Origin of the sequence: Oleidesulfovibrio sp., assembly GCF_047973035.1 — a bacterium.
Taxonomy (GTDB): Bacteria; Desulfobacterota; Desulfovibrionia; order Desulfovibrionales; family Desulfovibrionaceae; genus Oleidesulfovibrio.
This window is the reverse complement of record NZ_JBKEBF010000033.1, coordinates 35,949-57,722: the sequence shown is the minus strand read 5'-3', so window position 1 is coordinate 57,722 and position 21,774 is coordinate 35,949. Positions and strand designations below refer to the sequence as shown.

Genomic DNA, 21,774 nt, shown 5'->3' with positions numbered 1-21,774 from the left:
CCGCGCAGGATACGTGCGCCCATGAATATGTTAATAATAACATATCAATATAATTCAATTTTCGTTGACCAAAATGTTTTATTCATGGCATCGGTTGAATAGTATGCGGCGTGTGGAATGCGCCGTGCCATTGCAACCGTAAAAGGAGGCCGAGGACATGAATTGCACCCGGCGAGGATTCCTGAAGCTGACAGGCGCGGGCGTAGCCTGCATCTCTCTGAGTCAGCTTGGCTTCAGTCTGAAAGAGGCAAAGGCATATGCCACCTCTTTAAAGATTGAAGGGGCAAAGGAAGTCATCACCATATGCCCGTTCTGTTCGGTCAGCTGCCACATCATCGCGTACGTGAAAAACGGCAAGCTGATCAGCACGGAAGGCGATCCGGATCATCCGGTCAACGAAGGCTCACTGTGCGCCAAGGGCGCTGCGCTTCTTTCCATGTCGCGCAACCACCACAGGCTGCTCAAACCCAAGTACCGCGCGCCTCACAGCGACAAGTGGGAAGAAAAAGAGTGGGGCTGGACGCTGGAGCAAATCGCACGGCGCATCAAAGACACCCGCGACAAAGAAATCATTCTTGAAAACAACAAAGGGCAGAAGGTCAACCGCCTCGAATCCATGTTCCTGTTGGGCACATCCCACGCGGACAATGAAGAGTGCGCCCTTCTGCACCAGGCAATGCGTGGCCTCGGTGTCGTCCATATGGACCACCAGGCGCGTATCTGACACAGCGCAACTGTAGCGGCTCTGGGAGAGTCGTTCGGACGCGGTGCGATGACCAACCATTGGATCGACATCAAAAATGCCGATTCAATCCTTATCATCGGCAGCAATGCTGCCGAACACCACCCCATCTCGTTCAAGTGGGTTCTGCAGGCCAAGGACAAAGGCGCCACGGTCATGCACGTAGACCCCAAGTTCTCGCGTACTTCGGCACGGTCGGACTTCCATGTACCGATCCGCTCCGGCACCGATATCGCGTTTATGGGCGGGATGATCAACTACATTCTGGAAAACGAAACATACTTCAAACAGTACGTTCTTGATTATACCAACGCCTCGTTCATCGTAGGCGATGAGTATAACTTCAAAGACGGCCTGTTCAGCGGATATGACGTTCATACCCGCTCGTATGACCGCAGCAAGTGGAAATTTGCCACCAACGCCGACGGCACGCCCAAGCGTGACCCTTCGCTGAAGAACCCCCGTTGCGTTTTCCGCCTGATGCGCGAACACTACTCGCGCTACACCCTTGATAACGTTTCGTCCGTAACAGGCGTTACCAAGGAAAATCTGCGTAAGGTATACGAAAACTTCACTGCCACCGGTAAGCCGGAAAAAGCAGGCACCATCATGTACGCCCTTGGCTGGACTCAGCATACCGTAGGCGTGCAGAACATCCGCAGTGCCGCCATTGTGCAGCTGCTGCTGGGCAATATCGGTGTGGCCGGCGGCGGCATCAACGCCCTGCGCGGCGAGCCTAACGTACAGGGATCCACTGACCACTGTCTGCTGTACCATATCATCCCCGGCTACATGGCCATGCCCATGGCCGACTGGCAGACGTATGAAGAATACAACAAGGCCAACACGCCGGTTTCCGCCGACCCCCAAAGCGCAAACTGGTGGCAGAACAAGCCCAAATACCTCACCAGTCTGCTCAAAGGCTGGTTCGGTGATGCGGCTACGCCTGAAAACGGCTTCTGTTACGGCCTGCTGCCGAAGATCGAAAAAGGCGCCGACCATTCGTACATGTTCCTGTTTGACAGAATGTACAAAGGCGAAATCACCGGCGGCTTCATCATCGGCCTGAACCCCATGAACAGCGTACCCAACACCAACAAGGTACGTAAGGCGCTGGATAATCTTGACTGGCTGGTCACCGCCGAACTGCACCACTCCGAAACCACGGATAACTGGCGCAGACCCGGTGTTGATCCTAAAGACATCAAGACTGAAGTATTCCTGCTGCCCTCTGCGCACCGTGTGGAAAAAGACGGTACCGTCAGCAACAGCGGACGCTGGCTGGCATGGCACCACAAGGCCATTGAGCCGGAAGGTGAAGCCCGCTCGTTCGGCGGCATGTTTGTGCCCATGATTGAAGAAGTGCGCAAACTGTACCGCAAAGAAGGCGGCATCCTGCCTGAAGCAGTGCTGAACCTGAACTGGCCTACAGAATACGATCCTGAAGAGTGGACCCGCCGCATCAACGGCTTCTTCCTTAAAGACACCACCGTCAAAGGAAAGCTGTACAAAAAAGGCCAGCTGGTACCTTCGTTTGTATCACTGGCGGATGACGGCAGCACATCTTCGCTCAACTGGTTGTACACCGGCAGCTACACGGAAGAAGACGGTAACAAGTCTAAACGCCGTGACCCCAGCCAGACCCCCATGCAGGCTAAAATCGGCCTGTATCCCAACTGGTCGTGGTGCTGGCCGGTCAACCGCCGCATTCTGTACAACCGCGCCTCCGTTGATGCCAACGGTATGCCGTGGAGCCCGGAAAAAGCCGTTATCAAATGGAACGGCAAGAAGTGGGAAGGCGACGTACCTGACGGCGGCTGGCCGCCCATGGCAACAGGCAAGGGCAAAAACCCGTTCATCATGAGCAAGGAAGGGTTCGCGCAGCTTTACGGCACAGGCCGTATGGACGGGCCGTTCTCCGAGCATTACGAGCCGGTGGAAACTCCCATCGATTCGCATCCGTTCTCAAAGCAGCTCAGCAGTCCTGTATACAAGTTCGTGGCAAGCGACATGGACAAACTGGCCAAGCCGGCAGACCCGCGCTACCCCCATGTTCTGACAACATACAGCCTGACCGAGCACTGGTGCGGCGGCGGTGAAACCCGTAACGTGCCTAACCTGCTTGAAACCGAACCTCAGCTGTATGTGGAAATGAGCCCCGAACTGGCAGAAGAAAAAGGCATCGCCAACGGCGATGGAGTGATTCTGGAAAGTGCCCGCGGCAGGGTAGAGGCTATCGCCATGGTGACGGTGCGTATCCGCCCGTTCACCGTAAAGGGGAAAACGGTCCATCTGGTGGGCATGCCGTTCTGCTTCGGCTGGACGACTCCCGGCACGGGCGACTCGACCAACAGGCTTACGCCCTCGGTCGGCGACCCCAACACCAGCATACCGGAATACAAAGCTTGCTGCGTCAATATCCGTAAGGCAGACAAGCTGACCGAAATAGCCCGATAGCCCAATGAGCGGAAGGCCGCGCCACAGCGGCCCCGCCAAGGAGTCATGACATGTCAAAAGCCATATTCATAGACACCACCCGCTGCACGGCGTGCCGCGGCTGTCAGCTCGCCTGCAAGGAATGGTACGAGCTGCCCGCCAACCATACGCGCCAGACAGGCAGCCACCAGAATCCGCCGGATCTGAACCCCAACAACTACAAACTGGTGCGCTTCAGCGAGCATATGATCGACGACCGCGTGGTCTGGTATTTCTTCCCCGACCAGTGCCGTCATTGCGTGGTTCCGCCCTGCGCGGACATCGCCAACATGAGCGTGGAAGGTGCCTTTTATCACGATGAAGAAACCGGTGCAGTCATTGCCACCGAAAAAAGTAAACAGCTCAGCCCCGATGACTTCGAAGCTGTGCGCGAGGCATGTCCTTACAACATCCCCCGCCGCGACGAAGAAAGCGGGCTGGTACAAAAATGCGTGATGTGCTTTGACCGCATCAAAGCCGGTATGGAGCCTAACTGCGTAAAAGCATGCCCCACCGGCACCATGAACTTCGGCGATCGTGAAGATATGCTGAAGCTGGCCAAAGAGCGTCTTGCAAAGGTACGCAAGGAACATCCCAACGCCCTGCTGGCAGACCCCGATGATGTAAACGTCATCTTCCTGCTGGCCGACGATCCCGAGCGTTACCACGAGTACAGCGTGGCACAGGCTGCCCCCATGAGCCGCAAACGCATGTTTGCCTCGCTCAAGCGGCCTTTCACCGCCATGACTGAAAACAGCTAAACACAAACCGCTGCCCGGAAGGCCGCACCTTGCGGCCTTCCGGCTCATATCGGAGCGATGAATGTCTCAGTCCCGCCAATCTGTCAGTGCTACTCTTGATGCCATTGCGTCCCGCCGTCCTGCCCTGCATACGATTCTGACAGCCTTCGAGCCGCTTTTAAGCGCCCGTGCAGAGCTGCCGGAACAGCTTGCCGATATGCTGAAAAAAGCAACAGCACCGCTGCCGCAGCTCAACACGAAAAGGCTGGGACATGGTGTTCCCGTTATGGCGGACGCTCCGGCAGAATGGGCCGCACCGCTGCTGCGCAAGGCTGCAATAACGCTTATCCCCATAATCACCGACAACGAAGAACTGGCCCCGTATAAAACGTCACTGACCAAGGCATTCAAAGCAGAAGACACCCCTCTTGCAGAGCTGTTTTCCGCCTTTATCGGCGGCAACGCGACGGGCATTGAGCGCATGGCGAAAGAGCAGGAGATTCCCGCAGCCGTCCTTGCCTTTGCTGCCGGCACTGTCATAGGTCCCGTGCTGGCTGCCTATGCAAAAACACAGCTGTCTGACGCCGACATGGCAGTCTGGCGCGAGGGCACCTGTCCGGTATGCGGTTCGTTCCCTTCAATCGCTTTTCTGGAGCGGCGTGACCCGAACCAGTCTGAATTTCTTGCCGGCGGCGGTGGCAAAAAGCACCTGCATTGCTCGCTGTGTTCGTACGAGTGGCAGTTCCGCCGCGGCGCATGTCCTTCGTGCGGTAACGAGGATGCAGGGGCGCTTGAATACCTGCGTGACAGAGACACTCCCTGGGAGCGCATTGATCTGTGCCGCAAATGCAACACGTACTGCCCCGGCATAGACCTGCGTGAAGTCGCGGCAACCCCGCACATGGATGCCGCAGCTCTGGGCATGTTACATCTTGATCTGGTAGCCTCGCGCGAAGGGCTTATGCCCCTTGCCCCTTCGTTCTGGAACACTTTTGAAAAAGAATAGCTGCGAACTTTCACCTGTACGGAAAGCCATGCACACCAAACACCGACGCATCACACGGCTGAATCCTGACGGCAGCATGTTTTCAGATGATGACATCATCATCGAGTCCCCGTTGGAAATCGTAGTCAACGGAGTAGCATGGGCAGCGCTTATGCGAACCCCCGGCGACGATGAAGCGCTGACTCTGGGCTATTGTCATACAGAAGGTCTGCTGCGCCGCGGAGAAGCGTATCAGCTTTGCCGGACTGAATTGCCGGATGGCACTACCCGCATGTTACTGACCATAGAAGGCGGCAAAGAACGCACGGAAAAAATGATGCGCGGACGGGGAGTGCGTATGGGATTTTCCTGCTGCGGCAACCGCAATGCCGTGAGTGCAGATGAATTGATACGTCCCATGAAACCCGTACCGATGCCTGTCTCGATACCTGCTCCGGCATCCGGTTCAGTGCAAGATCAAAGTGCGGCACCGGCTCCACAGAGTATTTCAGGACGTATAGCGGCACAAAATCAGCTTACAGCAGGCACCCCGTGCAATCGCAATACTCTTCCAGTTGCGGACCGCCTGACGAAAAAGGCTGAAACAATTTCCATGTCCGAATCATCCCTGCAGCCAGCTTCCCGCCCATGCCAGCGGGCGGGCGGGAAGCTCGGGCATGGTCCGCGCCGTTACTCCACCATGTCCTTTACCCTGCCGGTGCCGGGCGGGCCCGCAGAAATCCGGCTGAAGCGCGGAAACAACGCGCAACAAGATGCATCCGCAACATGGAGCGCTTCATGTTCGTCTGCGCCTACCGGCGACATCAGCGAAACAGGCGCCGGTGGGCACCATACAGATATTGCAGGGTATGCCGCAGAGTCTGCGGACGATTTTTCCATCCCGCCCCAGAAGCTGAACGCCCTTCTACGCGAGGCAGAAGGGTATCAGGCGTTATTCAGCCGCACCGGCGGCACGCATTTTTGCGCACTGTACGATGCAGACCTGAATATGCTGGCTTTTGCGGAAGACACGGGCAGACATAATGCGCTGGATAAAGCGGCGGGGCAGGCCGTCATGCAGAACGCGGCAGACAAAATCCGGCTGGTGCTGCTCTCATCACGGTTAAGCTTTGAGATGGTACAAAAATCGCTGGCGTTGCGCGCCCGCGTTGTGGCCGGCATTTCCGCGGTGACCAGCAAAGGCGTTGAACTGGCAGATGCATCCGGCATCACGCTGGTAGGCTTTCTGCGTAACGGCAGAATGAACATCTATACACACGAGCGCCGCATGATATCGACGCAGCACTCCCCCTGTCACACTGCTGCCGCGGGCAAGCCATACTCCATCGGATAGCACGCACACATCTATTCAAGGAAACCAACGTAGTATACCAGTGCCCGTCCTGAAGTAAGTTGATGGTTTTTAGATTGTCCAGGTCAGAGGGTAATCACCCCTGCTCAGAAACTGAGAATGGCTGCATGGCCTCTGCTTTTCACCCTTTTTAACAATGGGAGGATTACCTGAGTAGCCCATTTTATATGCGTATTCCGGCGTGCTCATATTCAGGCTAAAGATGAGAGAGCTCCGTATTACAGGTTCCGACCGACTCGTCCATAACGGTCTTCAATCCACCGCAGCTCTTGTATGACGCAAAAAGAAACTCTTGCTCCGGAGCGCCATTCATCCACCCAGCCAAGGCGTTTTGATGACAATCTTACCCATCAATCATGGGACAAAGCATTCCTGCCTTACGCAACCTCTCTTGATAGATAACCGATGCGTACTGAAGCCCTCTGACTGAGTGGTGGGTTGTCTCGTTAGCCGTCAAACGATTTCCGGCAGCCTCGGATATCATTCACACCGACCGAACGTCGGCTACGTTCCGGCGTTATACGGTATGCAGCACCACTGAAAGCGGCTTGAAAGAAAATTCTGCCAAGGCGTCTTTCACTCCTGCCGCAGCAACATCCTGCCCTGCTCCGGCATCACAGGATGCAATGCCCATTTGTTCCGCGTCAGACACCGCCATCAGGGCGCATAATTGCGTACCGTCATTACAGGCACCCATCACCTCCACCATCACACCGGAACTGCGTACCTGCGTTATACGGGCCGAAAGCCTGTTGGAGCACGGTTGCCCATCAACGCTTTTCAGAGGCTCAAAAGCAGGCAGCCGCGACTCTGATAAGTCCGGCGCACAAGGCGCCGCGGCATAGGCAAAGGCAACTTCACCATGCAAATCAGCCGCTACGGCCGATGAGTCTGCTGGCTGCGACTGTCCGCCAAACGCAGAGGGCTGCGCACCAGCCGTTGTCATAGCTGATGCTTCATCAGGCCAAACCTGCTCTACTACCGGCATGCTCTCCTTTAGGCCTGTAGCGAGCTGCGTACGTCTGTCGCCCATATGTTCCTGCGGACTCCGGAGGCTGTGGGGTGCGGCTGCACTGGCATGCCAGTGCAGCCGCACATCGACATACGGCGCTTTCACAGTGGCCCCTACGGGGCTCCCTTCCTCCAGCTCTAATGCTCGTAAGCTCTCCATAGTAATAAGCGCCGAAATTTCATGCCCGCCGACAGTACAAAAGCTGACTTCCGCCATAATGGAATCAGTCCGGATTCCTGTCACATGGCCTTTAAAACTGTTTCGCGCACTGCTGCGTTCGCCTGCATCCATGGCAAGCCTGCGCACGATGGTCCGCATATCACCGGATGAGTATGACTGGAGCACGGCGGTCAGGTCAGCCGAGGCCTGCCCCAACACTTCACGCACAACCGCCAGCGGCACCCCGCTACGCAACAGTTCAACGGCTCTGGTATTCCGTATCACTCGGGGGTTTGCCAGATCTCGCGGAATGCCTGCCTCATCGGCTCTGGCATAAAAAACACGTCTGGCGTAGCCCTGATCGACCTTAAACGGCAGGCTACCAAGCGCCGTTCCGGCAGGCCCGTCCAGAAGGCGCTCAATTTCGCGGCAAAGAGCACGCGGTAATGGCAGCTCACGCTGCTTGCCGTTATGCCCGAAGCGCACAGTACACGCCTGCATGGAAAGGTCTTTCTGTACGTGCAAAGCTTGCACTTCGCCCAATCTGGCCCCGCTATGCCGCAGCAGCTGAAAAAGCAGCCACATCCGGCCACGCGAAACCATCGCCTGCGCGGTGCCTGCCTCTGCACGCCATGCGGCAAAAGCCCGTTCAAGCGCCATCAGCTGCCCTGCTTCAAGCAGCTTTACCCCCTGAGGCACGGTAAACAGCGAATGCGGCGCAAGGTGCGCAGAACGCCCCTTCCGGGGGGCAGGAGACGGGCGAACGGTGTGGTCGGAAGAGGCCATTTGCTTTCCTGTATATTTCCGGTCACGGATTCTCATTTTTTCGTGACTTGATTGGCAGCTGCCAACCAGCTGCGTATCAGCATACTTGCGGTAAATATATACTCACATTCCCGTCTTTGCATCAAGGAGGAACTTGCCATGTTATCACGCTTTTTCAAAATGATAGGCCGTACCTTTATTGCCAGCTGTCTGATTTGTCTTTCACTTTCCACGGCACAGGCGCAGGATCTGATGATTGCTCAGGCCGCCAACTTCATGCCTGCCATGCAGGAAATCCTGCCCGCGTTTGAAGCCGCCACAGGCATCAAAGGACAGGCTGTCTACACCTCTACCGGCAAGCTGTACGCCCAGATTGCAAATGGTGCCCCTTTTGACGTGTTCCTTGCTGCAGACCAGAAGCGCCCTGACAAACTCCATGCCGAAGGTCTGGCATCCAAGCCTTTTATTTACGCTAAAGGCAAAGTCGTACTGTGGCTTCCCCGAAACGATGCTCAATTTGCAGACTGGCAAACATGCATTAACAGCCCTGAAATTCAGCGAATTGCGGTGGCAAACCCTGAATCGGCACCATACGGCACTGCCGCAGTCGCCGCGCTGAACAAAGCCGGACTGTTTGATACTGTCAGCCCGCGCATTGCCTATGCTCAGTCCATTGCGCAGGTATTTCAATTTGCATCTTCCGGCGCAGCCGATGCCGGTTTCTGCGCGTTGTCATCCACACTGACGGAACAAGGGCGCAAGGGTACTACCATTCCGGTACCGGAAGCCCCCGCAGTCATTCAGGCAGCCTGCATTCTGACCAACGCACCCAACCCTGACGCGGCAGCAAAATTTGTCGAGTTTCTGGCAACGCCGGAAGTAGCAGCCATCAAAGCAAAATACGGATACGAATAGTATGTTCGAAGGGGTTTCCGCCATTTCCGGCCCGTTGTACCTGTCGATAAAGCTGGCTTTTTTCACCACGCTTTTCATTCCCCTGGTGGCGTTGCCGCTGGCATGGCTGTTCGCTTTCCGGCGGTTTCGCGGCAAGAGTCTGGCAGAAGCGTTCGTGGCCTTGCCCATGGTGCTGCCGCCTACAGTGCTTGGCTTCTGGCTGCTTATAGTCATGGGGCCTAACGGATTCATCGGGCAGGCATGGGACGCAGCTTTCGGCCAGCGGCTGATTTTCAGCTTTCCGGCAATATTGCTGGCGTCCATCGTGTACAATATGCCTTTTGCGGTGCAGCCCCTGCGCGCCACATTCGAAAAAATGGATCACCGCCTGCTGGAATGTTCTGCCGTACTCGGACTCACTCCGTTACAGGCATTCCGGCGGGTGGTTCTGCCCAACAGCCTGCCCGGACTTGCAGCGTCCTCCGTACTGGTTTTTGCGCACAGCCTTGGCGAATTCGGCGTTATTCTGATGGTCGGCGGCAGCATGCCCGGCTCTACAAAAGTCGCCTCCATTGCCATTTACGAAGCAGTGGAAGCCCTGCGCTACGATGATGCATTCTTGTTATGCCTTGCTCTGGTGCCCGCCAGCTTCATTGTACTGCTGGCGGTAAACAGAATGAACAGGAGCCTGCAATGACTCTGACAGCACGTATCTGCAAAGCCTTGCCTCATTATACTCTGGACGTGGAGCTGGAGTGCCCCTGCGGGCATCTTACGGCCATTGTAGGCCCTTCCGGTGCCGGTAAGACAACGCTTATCCGCTGCCTTGCAGGTCTGGAGGCCCCTGACAGCGGCACAGTGGCCCTGAACAATATTGTCTGGTGCGACACGGCAAAACACAAAAGCATTCCGGTCCGTCATCGCAAGCTGGGATTTGTCTTTCAGGATTATCCGTTATTCCCGCATCTGGATGTGTTGGGCAATGTGGCCTTTGCCACGGGAGACAAAAAGGCAGCACAGATGCTGCTGGAGCGACTGGGAATAGGCCATCTGGCGAAGCAGAAGCCCTCGAGCGTATCAGGCGGTGAAAAGCAGAGAGTGGCTATGTGTCAGGCTCTGGCGCGCAAGCCGTCCTTACTGTTGTTGGACGAGCCTTTTTCCGCTCTTGATGTGGATACACGACGCAGCCTGCGCCTGATCATGCTGGATTTGAAAGCCGAACTGAACATCCCTATCGTTCACGTCACGCATGATCTGGAAGAAGCTGCACTGCTGGGCGACTCCATATTAGCCGTTAACGCAGGTAAGGCCGATGAAAAATGGCTGTGGCGCAACATGCCTACCCGCGTGCAGAGATTGTACGAACCGGAAAGGCGCACGGCAGAATCCGGCAGTACGCCTTTGCGCCGGAAAGCGCCCCTTCTGTTTATAGAGCCTGCCGCCAGCGAAGCCTGACGGCTCAAAGCCTGCGGTAACAGAAGCATGTCGAAGTCGTTGAGCTTCCGAAAACAGCTCTAGAAGGCCCTGCTACAATAACCATAATCAGGCTGATGATAACAGTACGGCGAATGACAGTTCCATGGACAATATAAATTGTGAGTATTCCCGATTTGAAGCTGCTTACTTTTGAATAAAGTATGAATCATTTTTGCTGAACGATCATCACATGCAATTACAAAACGTATACTTTCAGGCGGCTATGCTGCGGTAATTTCCTGTATCAGTTGTTGATTTGCGGCTTGACAAACAGACGCAGAACACTATTTTGCGCGAGCCCAAATCAAATTACATGCACAAATGCATGTATGCTTTTATACTGATGCATCATATACGGAGACCACACCTTGAAGCGCATAATATTGTACACGATTACTGCATTCATACTTATTTTTACCGGGCAGGCCATGGCCGGAGACTGGAAACGCCTTGGCGAAAGAACTGTCAATAAAAGCAGGGACTACGACGAAATACACGTAAACGACTTTAAGAAATACGATTATATCAAGCTCAAAGTGCGTAATACAGGCGTTGAGTTTCGCAACGTGACAGTCGTATTCGGCAACGGGGAGCGCTTTAAGATTCCTGTTCGCAAATTTATCCCCAAAAACGGCGAAACAATCGCCTGGGGTCTGCCGCGTGGTGACAGATTCATCCGCAAGATTGTTATGAACTATAAAACTCGCTACGGCGCTGACGAACGCGCCAAGGTTACGGTTTACGGCAAACGCAGCTAGTACCGGCCTGAGACCTGCTTTGTGCTTCTGCCCTTGTCCGAAAGATTTACAGCTCCGGCGACAAAGCGAAGAAGCGCGGCATGGATGCGCATACAAAAAAACTTTTCCGGCACGTCACTATGCGGGAGCACAAAATGCTTCTGCCGGTGGACAGTTTGGCGCCATAGACAACTAACAGTGGAGCCTTATACCCGAATCAGGCATCGCATCTCCGCCATTGTGCGGGTACATAAAAAGGGCCGGAGCATTGTGCTCCGGCCCTTCATGCTAATCATGCAAAACAATGTTAAAAAACGCTTTGTACAAAAGCAGATATCAGCACGTTATGGTGCAAATGCCCATAAACCGTGTGTACGCTGACTACAAATATATATTTAAAACAATCGAGTCAGGCAAAACAAGCCATACCACGCCACATACATTGTGCCATCATAAGGGTGATGCCAAAGGCCGCAAGCACGCCGGACATGCGCGGACAGCCTGCAGCACCGGCCGGAGACAACCCGGCTTATTCTGCGGCAGATTGTGACACAGATTCTTTCTGTCCCCGTTTTATCAGATCGGCAAATAGGTCGTTAAATCTGCGCTGTGCCACTTCTTCCACAGATTTCTGCAATGCTTCATAGGCTTCAAGAAAAGCCTGACCTTCAAATGAAAGATCGTAGCCTGACTTGTTACCCCCGCGTTTGATCAACACGTTTGTTCCCAGACGTTCTTCAATCTTGCGTATCCTGCCCCATGCAGCCCGATACGACATACCTAAAGCTTTAGCCGCACCCGCCAGCGAACCTGTCTGGTCCACTCCCCGGAGAAGGGCGGCGCTTCCCATGCCGAATGCATTCTTGCCGCCCATATCAATCCACAACTTCATTTTAAGCTGAGGCACCTGTCTGCACATCTCTTCCCTCCAACTTTAAAGGTAGGCGGTTCCCCCTTAAAATTCTTTATACATTCCTACCACCCACAGGGATTCTTTCCAAGCATCCTGTTTCAGCTTTCATTATTGACTGCCTGAACAGCATGGAAAGAACGTGGCTATATGACTCAAACAGCCTGTTACAGTGTATCAAAACGAAACACACCCTTTTGATAGCTGTTATAGCCGCTCACACCGCCTTCGCGTGTCATATAGACACAGTCTTTAATAATCCGCGGAGCCAAGCTACACAGTTCTATAAACACTATAAAACACCTAACATGCCGTCAAATAAGAATGTATAATTTTGGCCCGATCCTTGCCTTAAGGATGACAACACTAATGATCGCGGCAAAGCCCATATTTTTGCCACCAACACACAAACGGTAAGGATGGAGAACATTATGGCAGTACGTGAAGAAGTTTACGGCTTTTTTATTCCCAGTGTTACTTTGATGGGTATTGGCAGCCACAAAGAAATTCCCGCCAAAATTAAAGCACTGGGCGGCAAAAAGCCTCTGCTCGTAACTGACAAAGGGATCACCAAAGTCGGCCTGACCGAAAAAATCGTCAAGCTGCTTAAAGACAGCAAGATGGATTGCGTTGTTTACGACGAAACCATTCCCAACCCCACCGACGAAAACGTTCACGCCGGTGTTGAAGTATACAAAAAGAACAAGTGCGATTCTCTGATCACTCTGGGCGGCGGCAGCTCCCACGACTGCGGTAAGGGTATCGGCCTTGTTATCGCCAACGGCGGCAAGATTCATGACTTTGAAGGCGTGGACAAGTCCACCAAGCCCATGCCCCCTTACGTGGCAGTAAACACCACCGCGGGTACCGCTTCTGAAATGACCCGTTTCTGCATTATCACCGACACCTCCCGCAAGGTTAAAATGGCTATCGTTGACTGGCGTGTAACCCCCGGTATCGCTGTTGACGATCCGCTGCTGATGATGGGTATGCCCCCCGCACTGACCGCGGCTACCGGCATGGATGCTCTGACTCACGCTGTTGAAGCATACGTTTCCACCATTGCTACCCCCATGACCGACGCCTGCGCCGAAAAAGCCATCAAGCTGATTTTCAAGCATCTGCGCGCTGCCGTTGCAAACGGACAGGACGTGGAGGCCCGCGAAGGCATGTGCTACGCACAGTACCTTGCCGGTATGGCTTTCAACAACGCCAGCCTTGGTCACGTTCACGCCATGGCCCACCAGCTGGGCGGCTTCTATGATCTGCCCCACGGCGAGTGCAACGCCATCCTGCTGCCCCACGTAGAGCGTTACAACCTGATCGCCAAGGTTGAACGTTTTGCTGAAATGGCTCAGTGGATGGGTGAAAACACCGAAGGCCTGAGCCCCCGCGCAGCAGCCGAAAAGAGCTTGGACGCCATCCGTCAGCTGTCTGCCGACGTAGGTATCCCCTCCGGCCTTGTCGAGCTGGGCAAGCGCTACGGCAAGGACGTAAAGGAAGCCGATATCGCAATCATGACCGCCAACGCACAGAAAGATGCCTGCGGTCTTACCAACCCCCGTTGCCCCACCGATGCCGATGTTGCGGCCATCTACAAGGCAGCCCTGTAAGAACGACTACTCCCGCGGGGAAGGAAGCCCTTCCTTCCCCGCGCCCTGCATATCTGCAGAACACTACCGCCGGAGCGTGCATAGCTCCGGCGGCCATATAAAAGAGGATGCTTCAGATTTCTACAGTCGGGTGAACGCCGTTTTCTGTCTTTAGCGCTGGCGGATCAGCCTTTGTTATCAACCGGCAGAACCTCAACGAGACCTGCAACTCCGTACGATTCTGCATTCCGGTTGACCACAAAACTGTATCCGCTATGCGCTGAGGTCAGACAGGCGTAGTAAACGCAACGCGTTTTAACATGAGGCCGTAAAGGACAAATTCATGCCCCTACAGGCGGGGCACAGACGGGTTGGACACCCGCCTGCTGCAGCATCTGCGAGATCTCCAGTCGGTTATGGTATATTCCCTCGCAATGCCGCAACGCCCCGCCGCCCGGCCTCATCCCAGCGCATACGCCTTGCATCATCGTCATCCGCATCACTCCCTTGCAGCTCGGCATAATGGTCGCCTTTCCCGACTGCCTGAAGCAATCAGCATGATTCAACACACTTTTCGCCCGATGTCTGCAAGGCTGACACAGTGGTAACTGCTTGTCCGGCATACTCGCTCGCAGACCTTCCAGTCATCCTTCCCCGGACAACGAACAGCAAATATCATCACCACGCAGACACATGCATAGGCAAAGCGACGGGCAGAGCCCGCGGAGCGCAATAACAAAAAGCAGCGGTAAACTACCTTGATAACGCAATACTGGCGTCAACTACCTGTAACTACAGTTTTAAAGATTACAGCGCCGTGAGTGATGCGGTGCCGCGGGTACATCATCCCTGCCTGCGGCACCGTCATGTTCCGGCATCACATTCAGGCAGGCCGCCAGCCAAGGAGAGCCGCCGATGCTGTACGATGAATTCGACTGGTTAGACACCGGAGTAAACAGCCCTTCGGAATGGCAGGCACCCGCAGCAGCACAGCGCAGCACATCAATTCTGCATGACGAGGCAGCATTTATGCGACTGCCCGTTTCCACACTTCTGGCTTCGGATATTTTTCAGGCCGTGTACGCCCGCAAGCGCATCCATGCTCAGAAGGTGCGCATAACCACCACAGACCCTACCCGCAGCATCAGCTATACAGGTGAACGGCTGGATCAGTTTGACCTTGATGTTCTGCTGGCGAGCCTTGGCAGCTCGGCCCTCGCCGGTATGCAATCCGGCAGATGCGCGGCCATGCGGCTTGGCGGTATCGCGCGTGCCATGAACCGCACAGACGATGACGCAGTCAGGCACAAGGTAGGCATGAGCCTGTACCGCATGGCCGCAGGTCTGCTGGAAATTTCCAGCGGCAAACGCAGCTACACTCTTCGCCTTATCAACAGGTTGTTACTTGATCTTGAAGAAGGTCGTTGCGTGGTGGAATTCACCCCGCAGGTAATGGCTGCATTCCGCGAGCTGCCGGATATGCACAGCTTCACCCGCAGCCGCTTTGCTCTGGACGTACATTCACTGGCCCGCTGGATGCACGGTATTGTGCACGTCAGCAGTGAAGTGTGCATTCCTTACGAGCAGCTGCTCAGGTTGTCAGGCAACGCCGCCGCAAGGCCCGATGCGTTCAGCGCCACAGCCAGACGTTTGCAGATAGGCAGTGCATTGCCGCTGCAACAGAAAGACAACTGGGGAATAATTATCACCAGACATGGATAGCGACTCGGCGTAATCCATGAAATGACGCTCCGTGCCGTCAGGCAGAAAACAAAGAATATAGGAAGAGGAAGGGCCCATCATGCGGCTCTGCCACCTGACAATACGGTTTCAGGATTTCAGCCCTGTCGGAAACACTTCTATCGCGTTTCCTTTACGATGCTTGGCAACGTACATTGCTTTATCCGCCAGTTGCACCAGACCTTCCGCATCAAGGTCTGCTTTCGGAAACCGCACAGAAATCCCGACAGAAAGACTTACACAAAACTCTCTGGCAACCGGAGCAAAAATTTTAAGTAATCGTTCCGCTGCAATGATTGCTTCTTTAGAGTTGCTACGGGGCATAATAACGCAGAATTCGTCCCCCCCGTATCGACTGAGAATGTCTTCAGTACGGAATGTCTGCCGCAACGCATCAGCAATAGCCATAATAAGCATATCGCCATCTCGGTGCCCGCGCGTATCGTTGACCTTTTTAAAGCCATCCACATCTATATAAAGAAAAGAGAGCACCCCGCCTGTCCGCTCTGACCGTGCAATTTCGCGGTGCAGCTCTTCATACATGCTGGAAACGTTAAAAAGCCCTGTCATGCTGTCACTGCGCGCCCGCTCCTCCAGCTGGCGCGTCCGCTGTGCGACAAGCTTTTCCAACCCCTGCGCATACTTTTCCAACTGTTTTTTGCTGCGCAGCACATCATCTATCAGCCCCTGAATATATGTATCGAACACCAGTGACAAATCGAACATCATCACCCGTTCCAATACAAATACGGCTTGTGCAAGCGCGCTACAGTCGGTCCCGTATTGTTTTCGCAAAGTCTGTTGTAACAATTCAAACAACCTGAGCACGGCAGCGATATACAGTTTTGGCGGCACACCTTTTCTTTTATGCGCAAGCCCGATACGCAAGCGGGACTGAGCATATGCCATATCATACTGTCCATCAAAAAGCTGCAGAACATAACTTTTCAGTGCCGCATCCAGATGGTTAAAGCCCCTCTTGCCTCCGACAATTTTCACTATTTCTGCATCTTCCAGCAAGCCGTCACAAAATACGGAAATAATAGTATCAAGCTCACGCACAATGACCGATCTGGAGGCTGTCAGAACTGTGGTCGCTGGACCGGAAATAGACATCGCCCTCAAACGACGCTCTAATTCTTCCTGATCCATGCCAAATTGCTTGCCTAATCGGTGAGTTGCCGGTCGCATATTTCGCTCGCTTGCTAAAATTTCATCCTCTCTTTTTTACCCTGCTAAGCATAATCACTGTAATGATTTACCTATGCAAAAAATCTAACGGCTACGTTTGCAACAGAATAATTTTAGACACTATGAATAATGCACCCGATTAGTAACATCACCTCCTCTTTCGCCCGTCCCTGCTACACAACGCGTAAAAGACCTCTCCACACCATAGCCCTTCTATGCCCGAAAAAGAGAGCCTCCGCCCTAAGGCGGAGGCTCAATCTATAGTTCTCGCACCGTCTTTAACCCGCTGCGGCGCGCTACAGGGCTAATGAACCACCGAGTCGTCAAGGTGATAAATCTGCTTATCTTCCGAAGGCGCATTTTCATAATCAGCCCAGCGATAACCTGTCTGATTCATGAGCCACTGGATAACTTCTGCCTGCGACTCCGGCACTCCCGGATAGTCTACAACTTCACGTATCACATGGCCGAAAATAGTAATTTCTACTGCAATTTTCATAACGCCCCCCGTTTTTAATACCCGTAACCGGCAGTGAGGCTTTGCATCAAAGCGCACACGCTCAGCATAACTACACCCTTATAAAAAATGTAGGGAGGCAAAACAGATGGTCAACAGCGAAAACAGGCAACTTCTGTTTATTATAACGTTGTCACACAATGGTAACAAAATAGATGATTGAATCACAGACAGATGGGCTCTTCGCCCATAGTCAGACAGACAAAAAATAGTTTCCGGCAATCAGCGGCTTACGCCACATGTGTCATGCATTTACACGTGTAAAAAATCGCATTTTAAAAAAGACAACATGCACGATTCTAATGACTTTTTAAACTCAAGCAGCTTCACACAAACACACTCCGCGCAGCAGCAGGAATAAAAAAATGACATATCATACTTTGGCATGAGTAATGCCTTAAACAACTTATCTCCAAGAAATATCAGCAAAAACGCAGTTCTTACGCGGCGCACTCGCGTATTACAGGCTTATAAACACCACAGGGCGCATTGTTACACACCCCGTACACGATAATTTCATACAACTGTCATCTTCAGCAGTAGCAGCACAACTTGCCGTAACTGTTCTATAAACAGCCGCCACGTGCGATACATGAACACAAATGTCATCTATATTGCCTTCTATTCCGTTAACATGTCTGTAAAAACATAGGCGATTCTTTTATTTTTCAGGCTTGCTCAAAAGGGGAGTTAGTGGGTATGAACAGGGCGGAATATACCTTTTCATGATCCGAGGAGGCGGCATGTCGGTAACGAAGTTCGCTATTCCGGAAGTTATCTTCGGCAACTCAAGCTTGCGCTATCTGGGACAGTGTGCGCTCAGGCTGGGTGCACGAAGAATCTTTCTGGTAAGTGATCCCGGTCTTGAAGACGCCGGCTGGGTGCAGCGCGTCATTAACATCCTTTCAGAGGATAAACTTGAATGTATCTACTTCAATGAAGTGGATTCAAACCCTCGTGACTGGCAGGTACACAAGGGCGCACAGCTCTATAATGAAGAGCATGCCGACCTGATTATAGGTCTAGGCGGCGGCAGCCCGATAGATGCTGCCAAAGGTATTGCCACTATTGCCAGCAACGGCGGCCGGATAAGGGACTACGAAGGTGCCAACCGCATCATGCGCCCGCTGCCGCCCATGATTTTTATTCCTACAACAGCAGGTAGCGGCTCGGACATCTCGCAGTTCTGTATTATCACTGACGTTGAGCGGCAGCTGAAAATGTCCATCATCAGCCGTTCGCTTGTTCCCAACGTCTCCATTATCGACCCTTCTCTGCTGCTTACCAAAACCTCGGAACTCATCATTGCCTCTGCTGTGGATGCGCTTGCCCATGCTGTGGAATCATATGTTTCCAAGCTGGCATCGCCGTTTACCGAAACACAGGCACTTTTTGCCACATCACTGATAATGGAAAATCTGGAACCCGCCGCGCGCACGCGCGACCCCATGGCTCTGGAAAAACTGAGTATCGCCAGCACTGCCGCCGGCATGTCCTTCAGCAACGCGGGGCTCGGTATCGGTCATGCGCTTGCGCATTCGCTGGGGGGCCGTTTTGATGTGCTGCACGGGCTTGTGCACCCTGTTCTGCTGCCGCATGTCATGCGTTACAACATGAAAGTCTGCCCCGCAAAAATGGAACGAATAGCATCAACGGTGCTGGGCTCGTGCACAACTTCCGGAGCATCGCAGGCTCTTGCCGGAATAGAACGCCTTGAGTCATTGTTTGAATCACTGGGCGTTACAACCAAGCTGCGCGAAATCCTGCCCGATGACAGCCAGCTTGAAGAAATCTGCAAGATGGCTGTTCCGGACGAATGTGCCCTTACCAACCCGCGTGAGGCCACATGGGTAGACCTGATGGGGATATGCAAAGAGGCGTGGTGATGAAATCGAAAACCACCATTGAAGACCTTGTCGGCATTGAACATAGTAAACTGAACTTTTTTCAGGAACTGCAGCAAAGCATTGAGGAACTGAAAGAAAGCAATCAGGAGCTGGAAGAACAACGGCGTGAAACCGCGGCCATTCTGGACGGCATCACCGACGTAATGATGGTGCTTTCTGAAGATTTGCGCATTATCTCTGTAAATCACGTCTTCATGCAGCTTTTCCCCGACAGCGACCCGCGCGGCCAGTACTGTTACAAATATTTCCGCCACACCGACACAGCCTGCAAAGAATGTCCGGCTTTCCGGTCTCTCAGCACCGACACTGTCTGCCGCGAAACAGCGATCTTCCGTATAAACGGACGGAACATGCAGTTTGAGATGGTCGCGTCACCACTGAAAAGCCCGTATCTGCCGGAGCACCGTGTGCTCATTTTCAAACGCGATGTCACGCTGGAAAAAGAATATCAGGCTAAATTCTATCAGGCAGAAAAAATGGCCACCATGGGTGTTCTGGCAGCCGGCGTAGCGCATGAGATCAACAACCCCCTGACCGCCGTGACCGGCTTTGCGGAAGGCATCCGCAGGCGCCTGCCCAGGCTGCAGGGGTTGGTGGACGAACAGCTGTTCACAGACTTTCAGGAATATACAGACACCATACTTAAAGAATGTCTGCGCTGTCAGGACATTGTCCAGACCCTGCTTACCTTCAGCCGCCCGTCATCGTCTGACTTTTCGCCCCTCAGCCTGAATGCGGTGGTATCAGAAACTGTCTGGCTTCTTCATAACCACTTCAAAAAGCACCATAACATCAAGGTAAACATGAACCTTGATGACACTATTCCCCATATTTTCGGCGATGAAGCCCAGCTCAAACAGGTAATTCTTAATTTGCTGACCAACGCTCTGGATTCCATGAGCGAAACCAGCAACAAAGACCGTTGCTATTTTGCCGGAGAGCTTACTGTCCAGACAATCCGGTACGGTGACGAAGGCGCGCAGGTTATTGTCAGTGACACAGGTTGCGGCATCGCCAAAGAGATTCTCGACAAATTGTTCGAGCCTTTTTTTACTACCAAAAGCGTAGGCAAAGGCATCGGTATCGGACTTTCAACCTGTTATTCCATCGTGCGGCAGCACGGAGGAGAAATTACCGTTAAAAGCACCGAGGGCAAAGGGTCGCGCTTCACCGTAACGCTACCCGGTAATCACGGAGAACGACGTGTCTGATATATACAGCATCCTTGTGATTGATGATGAAGAATCTATTCTACGACTGCTCGAACGCGAACTGACAACACAGGACCGCATCGTTCACACTGCGCAAAATGCCCGTGAAGGGCGCGACAAGCTGAGCAGGCAGCGATATGACGTAGTGGTATCTGACATCCGCCTGCCCGACGCGGACGGGCTGGACCTGATGGTGGAGCTAAAAGGCAGGTACCCCGATGTCGAATTTATCCTGATTACCGGCCACGGCAACATTGACAACGCGGTTGAGGCCATGCGGCTTGGTGCATACGATTACGTCACCAAACCTTTCCATCTGGACAGGGTTGAGCTGGTTGTAGAACGGGCCTACCAGCGGGTATGCCTGCAGCGAGAAAACCGCAGCTTCCGCCTCTCTCACAGCACGGCATCCCCGTCAAAGCTGGTAGGAAATTCTGCAGAAATTAAACAGATACGTTACCTTACGGGCAAGGTTGCGCCTACAGATGTCCCGGTGCTCATCACTGGTGAAAGTGGCGTGGGCAAAGATGTGGTCGCGCATTCGATTCAGTCCCTCAGCACCCGCAGTAGTAAACCCTTTCTGGTAAAAAACTGCGCTACTCTGCAAAAAGAATTAATGCGCAGCGAACTGTTCGGGCACACCAAGGGGTCATTTACAGGTGCCACCGACAACCGCGAAGGTCTGCTGGCATTTGCCGACACAGGCACGCTGTTTCTTGACGAAATAGGCGAGCTTCCGCTGGAGGTTCAGGGGGCGCTTCTGCGTGTGCTGGAAGCCAAGCGCTATCGTCGCGTGGGTGAAAAAAATGAACGCCAGCTGGACACCCGTTTCATCTTTGCCACCAGCCGCAACCTGACGGAAGAGGTAGAGGCAGGCCGTTTTAATGATGCGCTGTACCACCGCATCAATGTTTTTCACATTACAGTCGCCCCGCTGCGTGAACGAAAAGAAGACATCCCTCTGCTGGTGGAACACTTTCTGGGCAAGCTGGGCAATGCCATGGGTAACAGCAATCTGACGGTCAGCGACAGGGCCATGCAGTGTCTGCAACATTATGACTGGCCGGGCAACGTTCGCGAGCTTCGCAACGTGCTTGAGCGCAGCATCATACTTTCAGAAAACGGTATCATCTCTGAACGGTCACTGCCTCGTGATCTTGTGGAGCGGGCTGAAACCAGCGGTCTAGACAGCAGCATTTTTTCGCTGGAACAAATGGAGCGGGAACACATTACCAGAGCACTGGCCTTTTTCAACGGCAACCGGCAGCAGGCATCGAAAGCGCTGGGCATCGGGCGCAAGACCCTGTATCGCAAGCTTGAGCGTTATAACATGTAGTTTCGGCACACAC

18 protein-coding genes are annotated in these 21,774 nt (G+C 53.6%); 14 read left to right on the top strand and 4 right to left on the bottom strand.

The features are described from left to right. Window positions 1–157: 157 nt before the first annotated feature. The 5 genes from fdnG (at window position 158) to ACK5LI_RS10650 (ending at window position 6,716) form a co-directional block, all read left to right on the top strand. Window positions 158–3,199: a formate dehydrogenase-N subunit alpha gene (fdnG, locus tag ACK5LI_RS10670; protein WP_416949082.1), complete on the top strand. Its 3,042-nt coding sequence runs from the start codon at window positions 158–160 to the stop codon at window positions 3,197–3,199. 50 nt (window positions 3,200–3,249) lie between these two features. After that, complete coding sequence (locus tag ACK5LI_RS10665; RefSeq protein WP_416949080.1) at window positions 3,250–3,978, top strand: 4Fe-4S dicluster domain-containing protein; 729 nt, start codon at window positions 3,250–3,252, stop codon at window positions 3,976–3,978. Window positions 3,979–4,039: 61 nt separating this feature from the next. Next, on the top strand, window positions 4,040–4,963 hold the full coding sequence (locus ACK5LI_RS10660) for a formate dehydrogenase accessory protein FdhE (protein ID WP_416949078.1): 924 nt from the start codon (window positions 4,040–4,042) through the stop codon (window positions 4,961–4,963). Window positions 4,964–4,991: 28 nt separating this feature from the next. Then, complete coding sequence (locus ACK5LI_RS10655; RefSeq protein ID WP_416949076.1) at window positions 4,992–6,296, top strand: formate dehydrogenase accessory sulfurtransferase FdhD; 1,305 nt, start codon at window positions 4,992–4,994, stop codon at window positions 6,294–6,296. 291 nt (window positions 6,297–6,587) lie between these two features. Next, a complete protein-coding gene (locus tag ACK5LI_RS10650; RefSeq protein ID WP_416949074.1) occupies window positions 6,588–6,716 on the top strand; it encodes a hypothetical protein in 129 nt (42 codons plus the stop codon). 115 nt (window positions 6,717–6,831) lie between these two features. Here ACK5LI_RS10650 and ACK5LI_RS10645 read toward each other — a convergent pair whose 3' ends face one another. After that, the gene (locus ACK5LI_RS10645) at window positions 6,832–8,271 is read right to left on the bottom strand and encodes a TOBE domain-containing protein (RefSeq protein ID WP_416949072.1); all 1,440 of its coding nucleotides are present in this window, start codon (window positions 8,269–8,271) and stop codon (window positions 6,832–6,834) included. A gap of 138 nt (window positions 8,272–8,409) precedes the next feature. On the opposite strand from ACK5LI_RS10645, the gene modA reads away from it, so the two are divergent. From modA to ACK5LI_RS10625, 4 genes are all read left to right on the top strand, one after another. Beyond that, entirely contained in the window at window positions 8,410–9,165 is a 756-nt protein-coding gene (gene modA, locus ACK5LI_RS10640) for a molybdate ABC transporter substrate-binding protein (RefSeq protein ID WP_416949070.1), read from the top strand. A 1-nt stretch (window position 9,166) separates the two neighbouring features. Next, entirely contained in the window at window positions 9,167–9,841 is a 675-nt protein-coding gene (gene modB, locus ACK5LI_RS10635) for a molybdate ABC transporter permease subunit (protein ID WP_416949068.1), read from the top strand. After that, window positions 9,838–10,599 (top strand): ATP-binding cassette domain-containing protein, encoded by a 762-nt coding sequence (locus ACK5LI_RS10630; RefSeq protein ID WP_416949066.1) that lies wholly within the window; start codon window positions 9,838–9,840, stop codon window positions 10,597–10,599. The genes modB and ACK5LI_RS10630 overlap by 4 nt, the downstream gene beginning before the upstream one ends. 389 nt (window positions 10,600–10,988) lie before the next feature. Next, complete coding sequence (locus ACK5LI_RS10625; RefSeq protein WP_416949064.1) at window positions 10,989–11,378, top strand: hypothetical protein; 390 nt, start codon at window positions 10,989–10,991, stop codon at window positions 11,376–11,378. Window positions 11,379–11,886: 508 nt separating this feature from the next. On the opposite strand, the gene ACK5LI_RS10620 is transcribed toward ACK5LI_RS10625, so the two are convergent. Further along, complete coding sequence (locus tag ACK5LI_RS10620; RefSeq protein WP_416949062.1) at window positions 11,887–12,276, bottom strand: winged helix-turn-helix domain-containing protein; 390 nt, start codon at window positions 12,274–12,276, stop codon at window positions 11,887–11,889. 422 nt (window positions 12,277–12,698) lie between these two features. Between ACK5LI_RS10620 and ACK5LI_RS10615 the strand changes: the two genes are divergently transcribed. Together ACK5LI_RS10615 and ACK5LI_RS10610 are read left to right on the top strand one after the other, a co-directional pair. Further along, window positions 12,699–13,880 (top strand): iron-containing alcohol dehydrogenase, encoded by a 1,182-nt coding sequence (locus tag ACK5LI_RS10615; RefSeq protein ID WP_416949060.1) that lies wholly within the window; start codon window positions 12,699–12,701, stop codon window positions 13,878–13,880. A gap of 894 nt (window positions 13,881–14,774) precedes the next feature. Beyond that, complete coding sequence (locus ACK5LI_RS10610) at window positions 14,775–15,581, top strand: hypothetical protein (protein WP_416949058.1); 807 nt, start codon at window positions 14,775–14,777, stop codon at window positions 15,579–15,581. 108 nt (window positions 15,582–15,689) lie between these two features. Here the strand turns inward: ACK5LI_RS10610 and ACK5LI_RS10605 are convergent, their stop codons facing one another. Together ACK5LI_RS10605 and ACK5LI_RS10600 are read right to left on the bottom strand one after the other, a co-directional pair. After that, window positions 15,690–16,751, bottom strand: coding sequence for a GGDEF domain-containing protein (locus ACK5LI_RS10605; protein ID WP_416949056.1), 1,062 nt, complete (start codon window positions 16,749–16,751; stop codon window positions 15,690–15,692). A 343-nt stretch (window positions 16,752–17,094) separates the two neighbouring features. Further along, window positions 17,095–17,289 carry a hypothetical protein gene (locus tag ACK5LI_RS10600; protein WP_416949054.1) on the bottom strand — a complete coding sequence of 65 codons (195 nt, stop codon included), beginning with the start codon at window positions 17,287–17,289 and terminating at the stop codon, window positions 17,095–17,097. A 761-nt stretch (window positions 17,290–18,050) separates the two neighbouring features. Here ACK5LI_RS10600 and ACK5LI_RS10595 point away from each other — a divergent pair. Genes ACK5LI_RS10595 through ACK5LI_RS10585 form a run of 3 tightly spaced genes read left to right on the top strand, consistent with a single transcriptional unit; the run spans window position 18,051 to window position 21,761 of the window. Next, window positions 18,051–19,193, top strand: coding sequence for an iron-containing alcohol dehydrogenase (locus ACK5LI_RS10595; protein WP_416949052.1), 1,143 nt, complete (start codon window positions 18,051–18,053; stop codon window positions 19,191–19,193). Next, window positions 19,193–20,425: an ATP-binding protein gene (locus tag ACK5LI_RS10590; RefSeq protein WP_416949050.1), complete on the top strand. Its 1,233-nt coding sequence runs from the start codon at window positions 19,193–19,195 to the stop codon at window positions 20,423–20,425. Before ACK5LI_RS10595 ends, ACK5LI_RS10590 begins: the two co-directional genes overlap by 1 nt. After that, a complete protein-coding gene (locus tag ACK5LI_RS10585; RefSeq protein WP_416949048.1) occupies window positions 20,418–21,761 on the top strand; it encodes a sigma-54-dependent transcriptional regulator in 1,344 nt (447 codons plus the stop codon). Before ACK5LI_RS10590 ends, ACK5LI_RS10585 begins: the two co-directional genes overlap by 8 nt. Window positions 21,762–21,774 lie beyond the last annotated feature (13 nt).

Coding starts and splice junctions, on each gene's coding strand:
- ACK5LI_RS10605 (WP_416949056.1), bottom strand. CDS start 16,751: ATGGATCAGGAAGAATTAGAGCGTCGTTTGAGGGCGATGTCTATTTCC.
- ACK5LI_RS10610 (WP_416949058.1), top strand. CDS start 14,775: ATGCTGTACGATGAATTCGACTGGTTAGACACCGGAGTAAACAGCCCT.
- ACK5LI_RS10650 (WP_416949074.1), top strand. CDS start 6,588: ATGACGCAAAAAGAAACTCTTGCTCCGGAGCGCCATTCATCCACCCAG.
- ACK5LI_RS10590 (WP_416949050.1), top strand. CDS start 19,193: ATGAAATCGAAAACCACCATTGAAGACCTTGTCGGCATTGAACATAGT.
- ACK5LI_RS10600 (WP_416949054.1), bottom strand. CDS start 17,289: ATGAAAATTGCAGTAGAAATTACTATTTTCGGCCATGTGATACGTGAA.
- ACK5LI_RS10655 (WP_416949076.1), top strand. CDS start 4,992: ATGCACACCAAACACCGACGCATCACACGGCTGAATCCTGACGGCAGC.
- ACK5LI_RS10660 (WP_416949078.1), top strand. CDS start 4,040: ATGTCTCAGTCCCGCCAATCTGTCAGTGCTACTCTTGATGCCATTGCG.
- ACK5LI_RS10665 (WP_416949080.1), top strand. CDS start 3,250: ATGTCAAAAGCCATATTCATAGACACCACCCGCTGCACGGCGTGCCGC.
- ACK5LI_RS10595 (WP_416949052.1), top strand. CDS start 18,051: ATGTCGGTAACGAAGTTCGCTATTCCGGAAGTTATCTTCGGCAACTCA.
- ACK5LI_RS10620 (WP_416949062.1), bottom strand. CDS start 12,276: ATGTGCAGACAGGTGCCTCAGCTTAAAATGAAGTTGTGGATTGATATG.
- ACK5LI_RS10645 (WP_416949072.1), bottom strand. CDS start 8,271: ATGGCCTCTTCCGACCACACCGTTCGCCCGTCTCCTGCCCCCCGGAAG.
- ACK5LI_RS10630 (WP_416949066.1), top strand. CDS start 9,838: ATGACTCTGACAGCACGTATCTGCAAAGCCTTGCCTCATTATACTCTG.
- modA (WP_416949070.1), top strand. CDS start 8,410: ATGTTATCACGCTTTTTCAAAATGATAGGCCGTACCTTTATTGCCAGC.
- ACK5LI_RS10615 (WP_416949060.1), top strand. CDS start 12,699: ATGGCAGTACGTGAAGAAGTTTACGGCTTTTTTATTCCCAGTGTTACT.
- modB (WP_416949068.1), top strand. CDS start 9,167: ATGTTCGAAGGGGTTTCCGCCATTTCCGGCCCGTTGTACCTGTCGATA.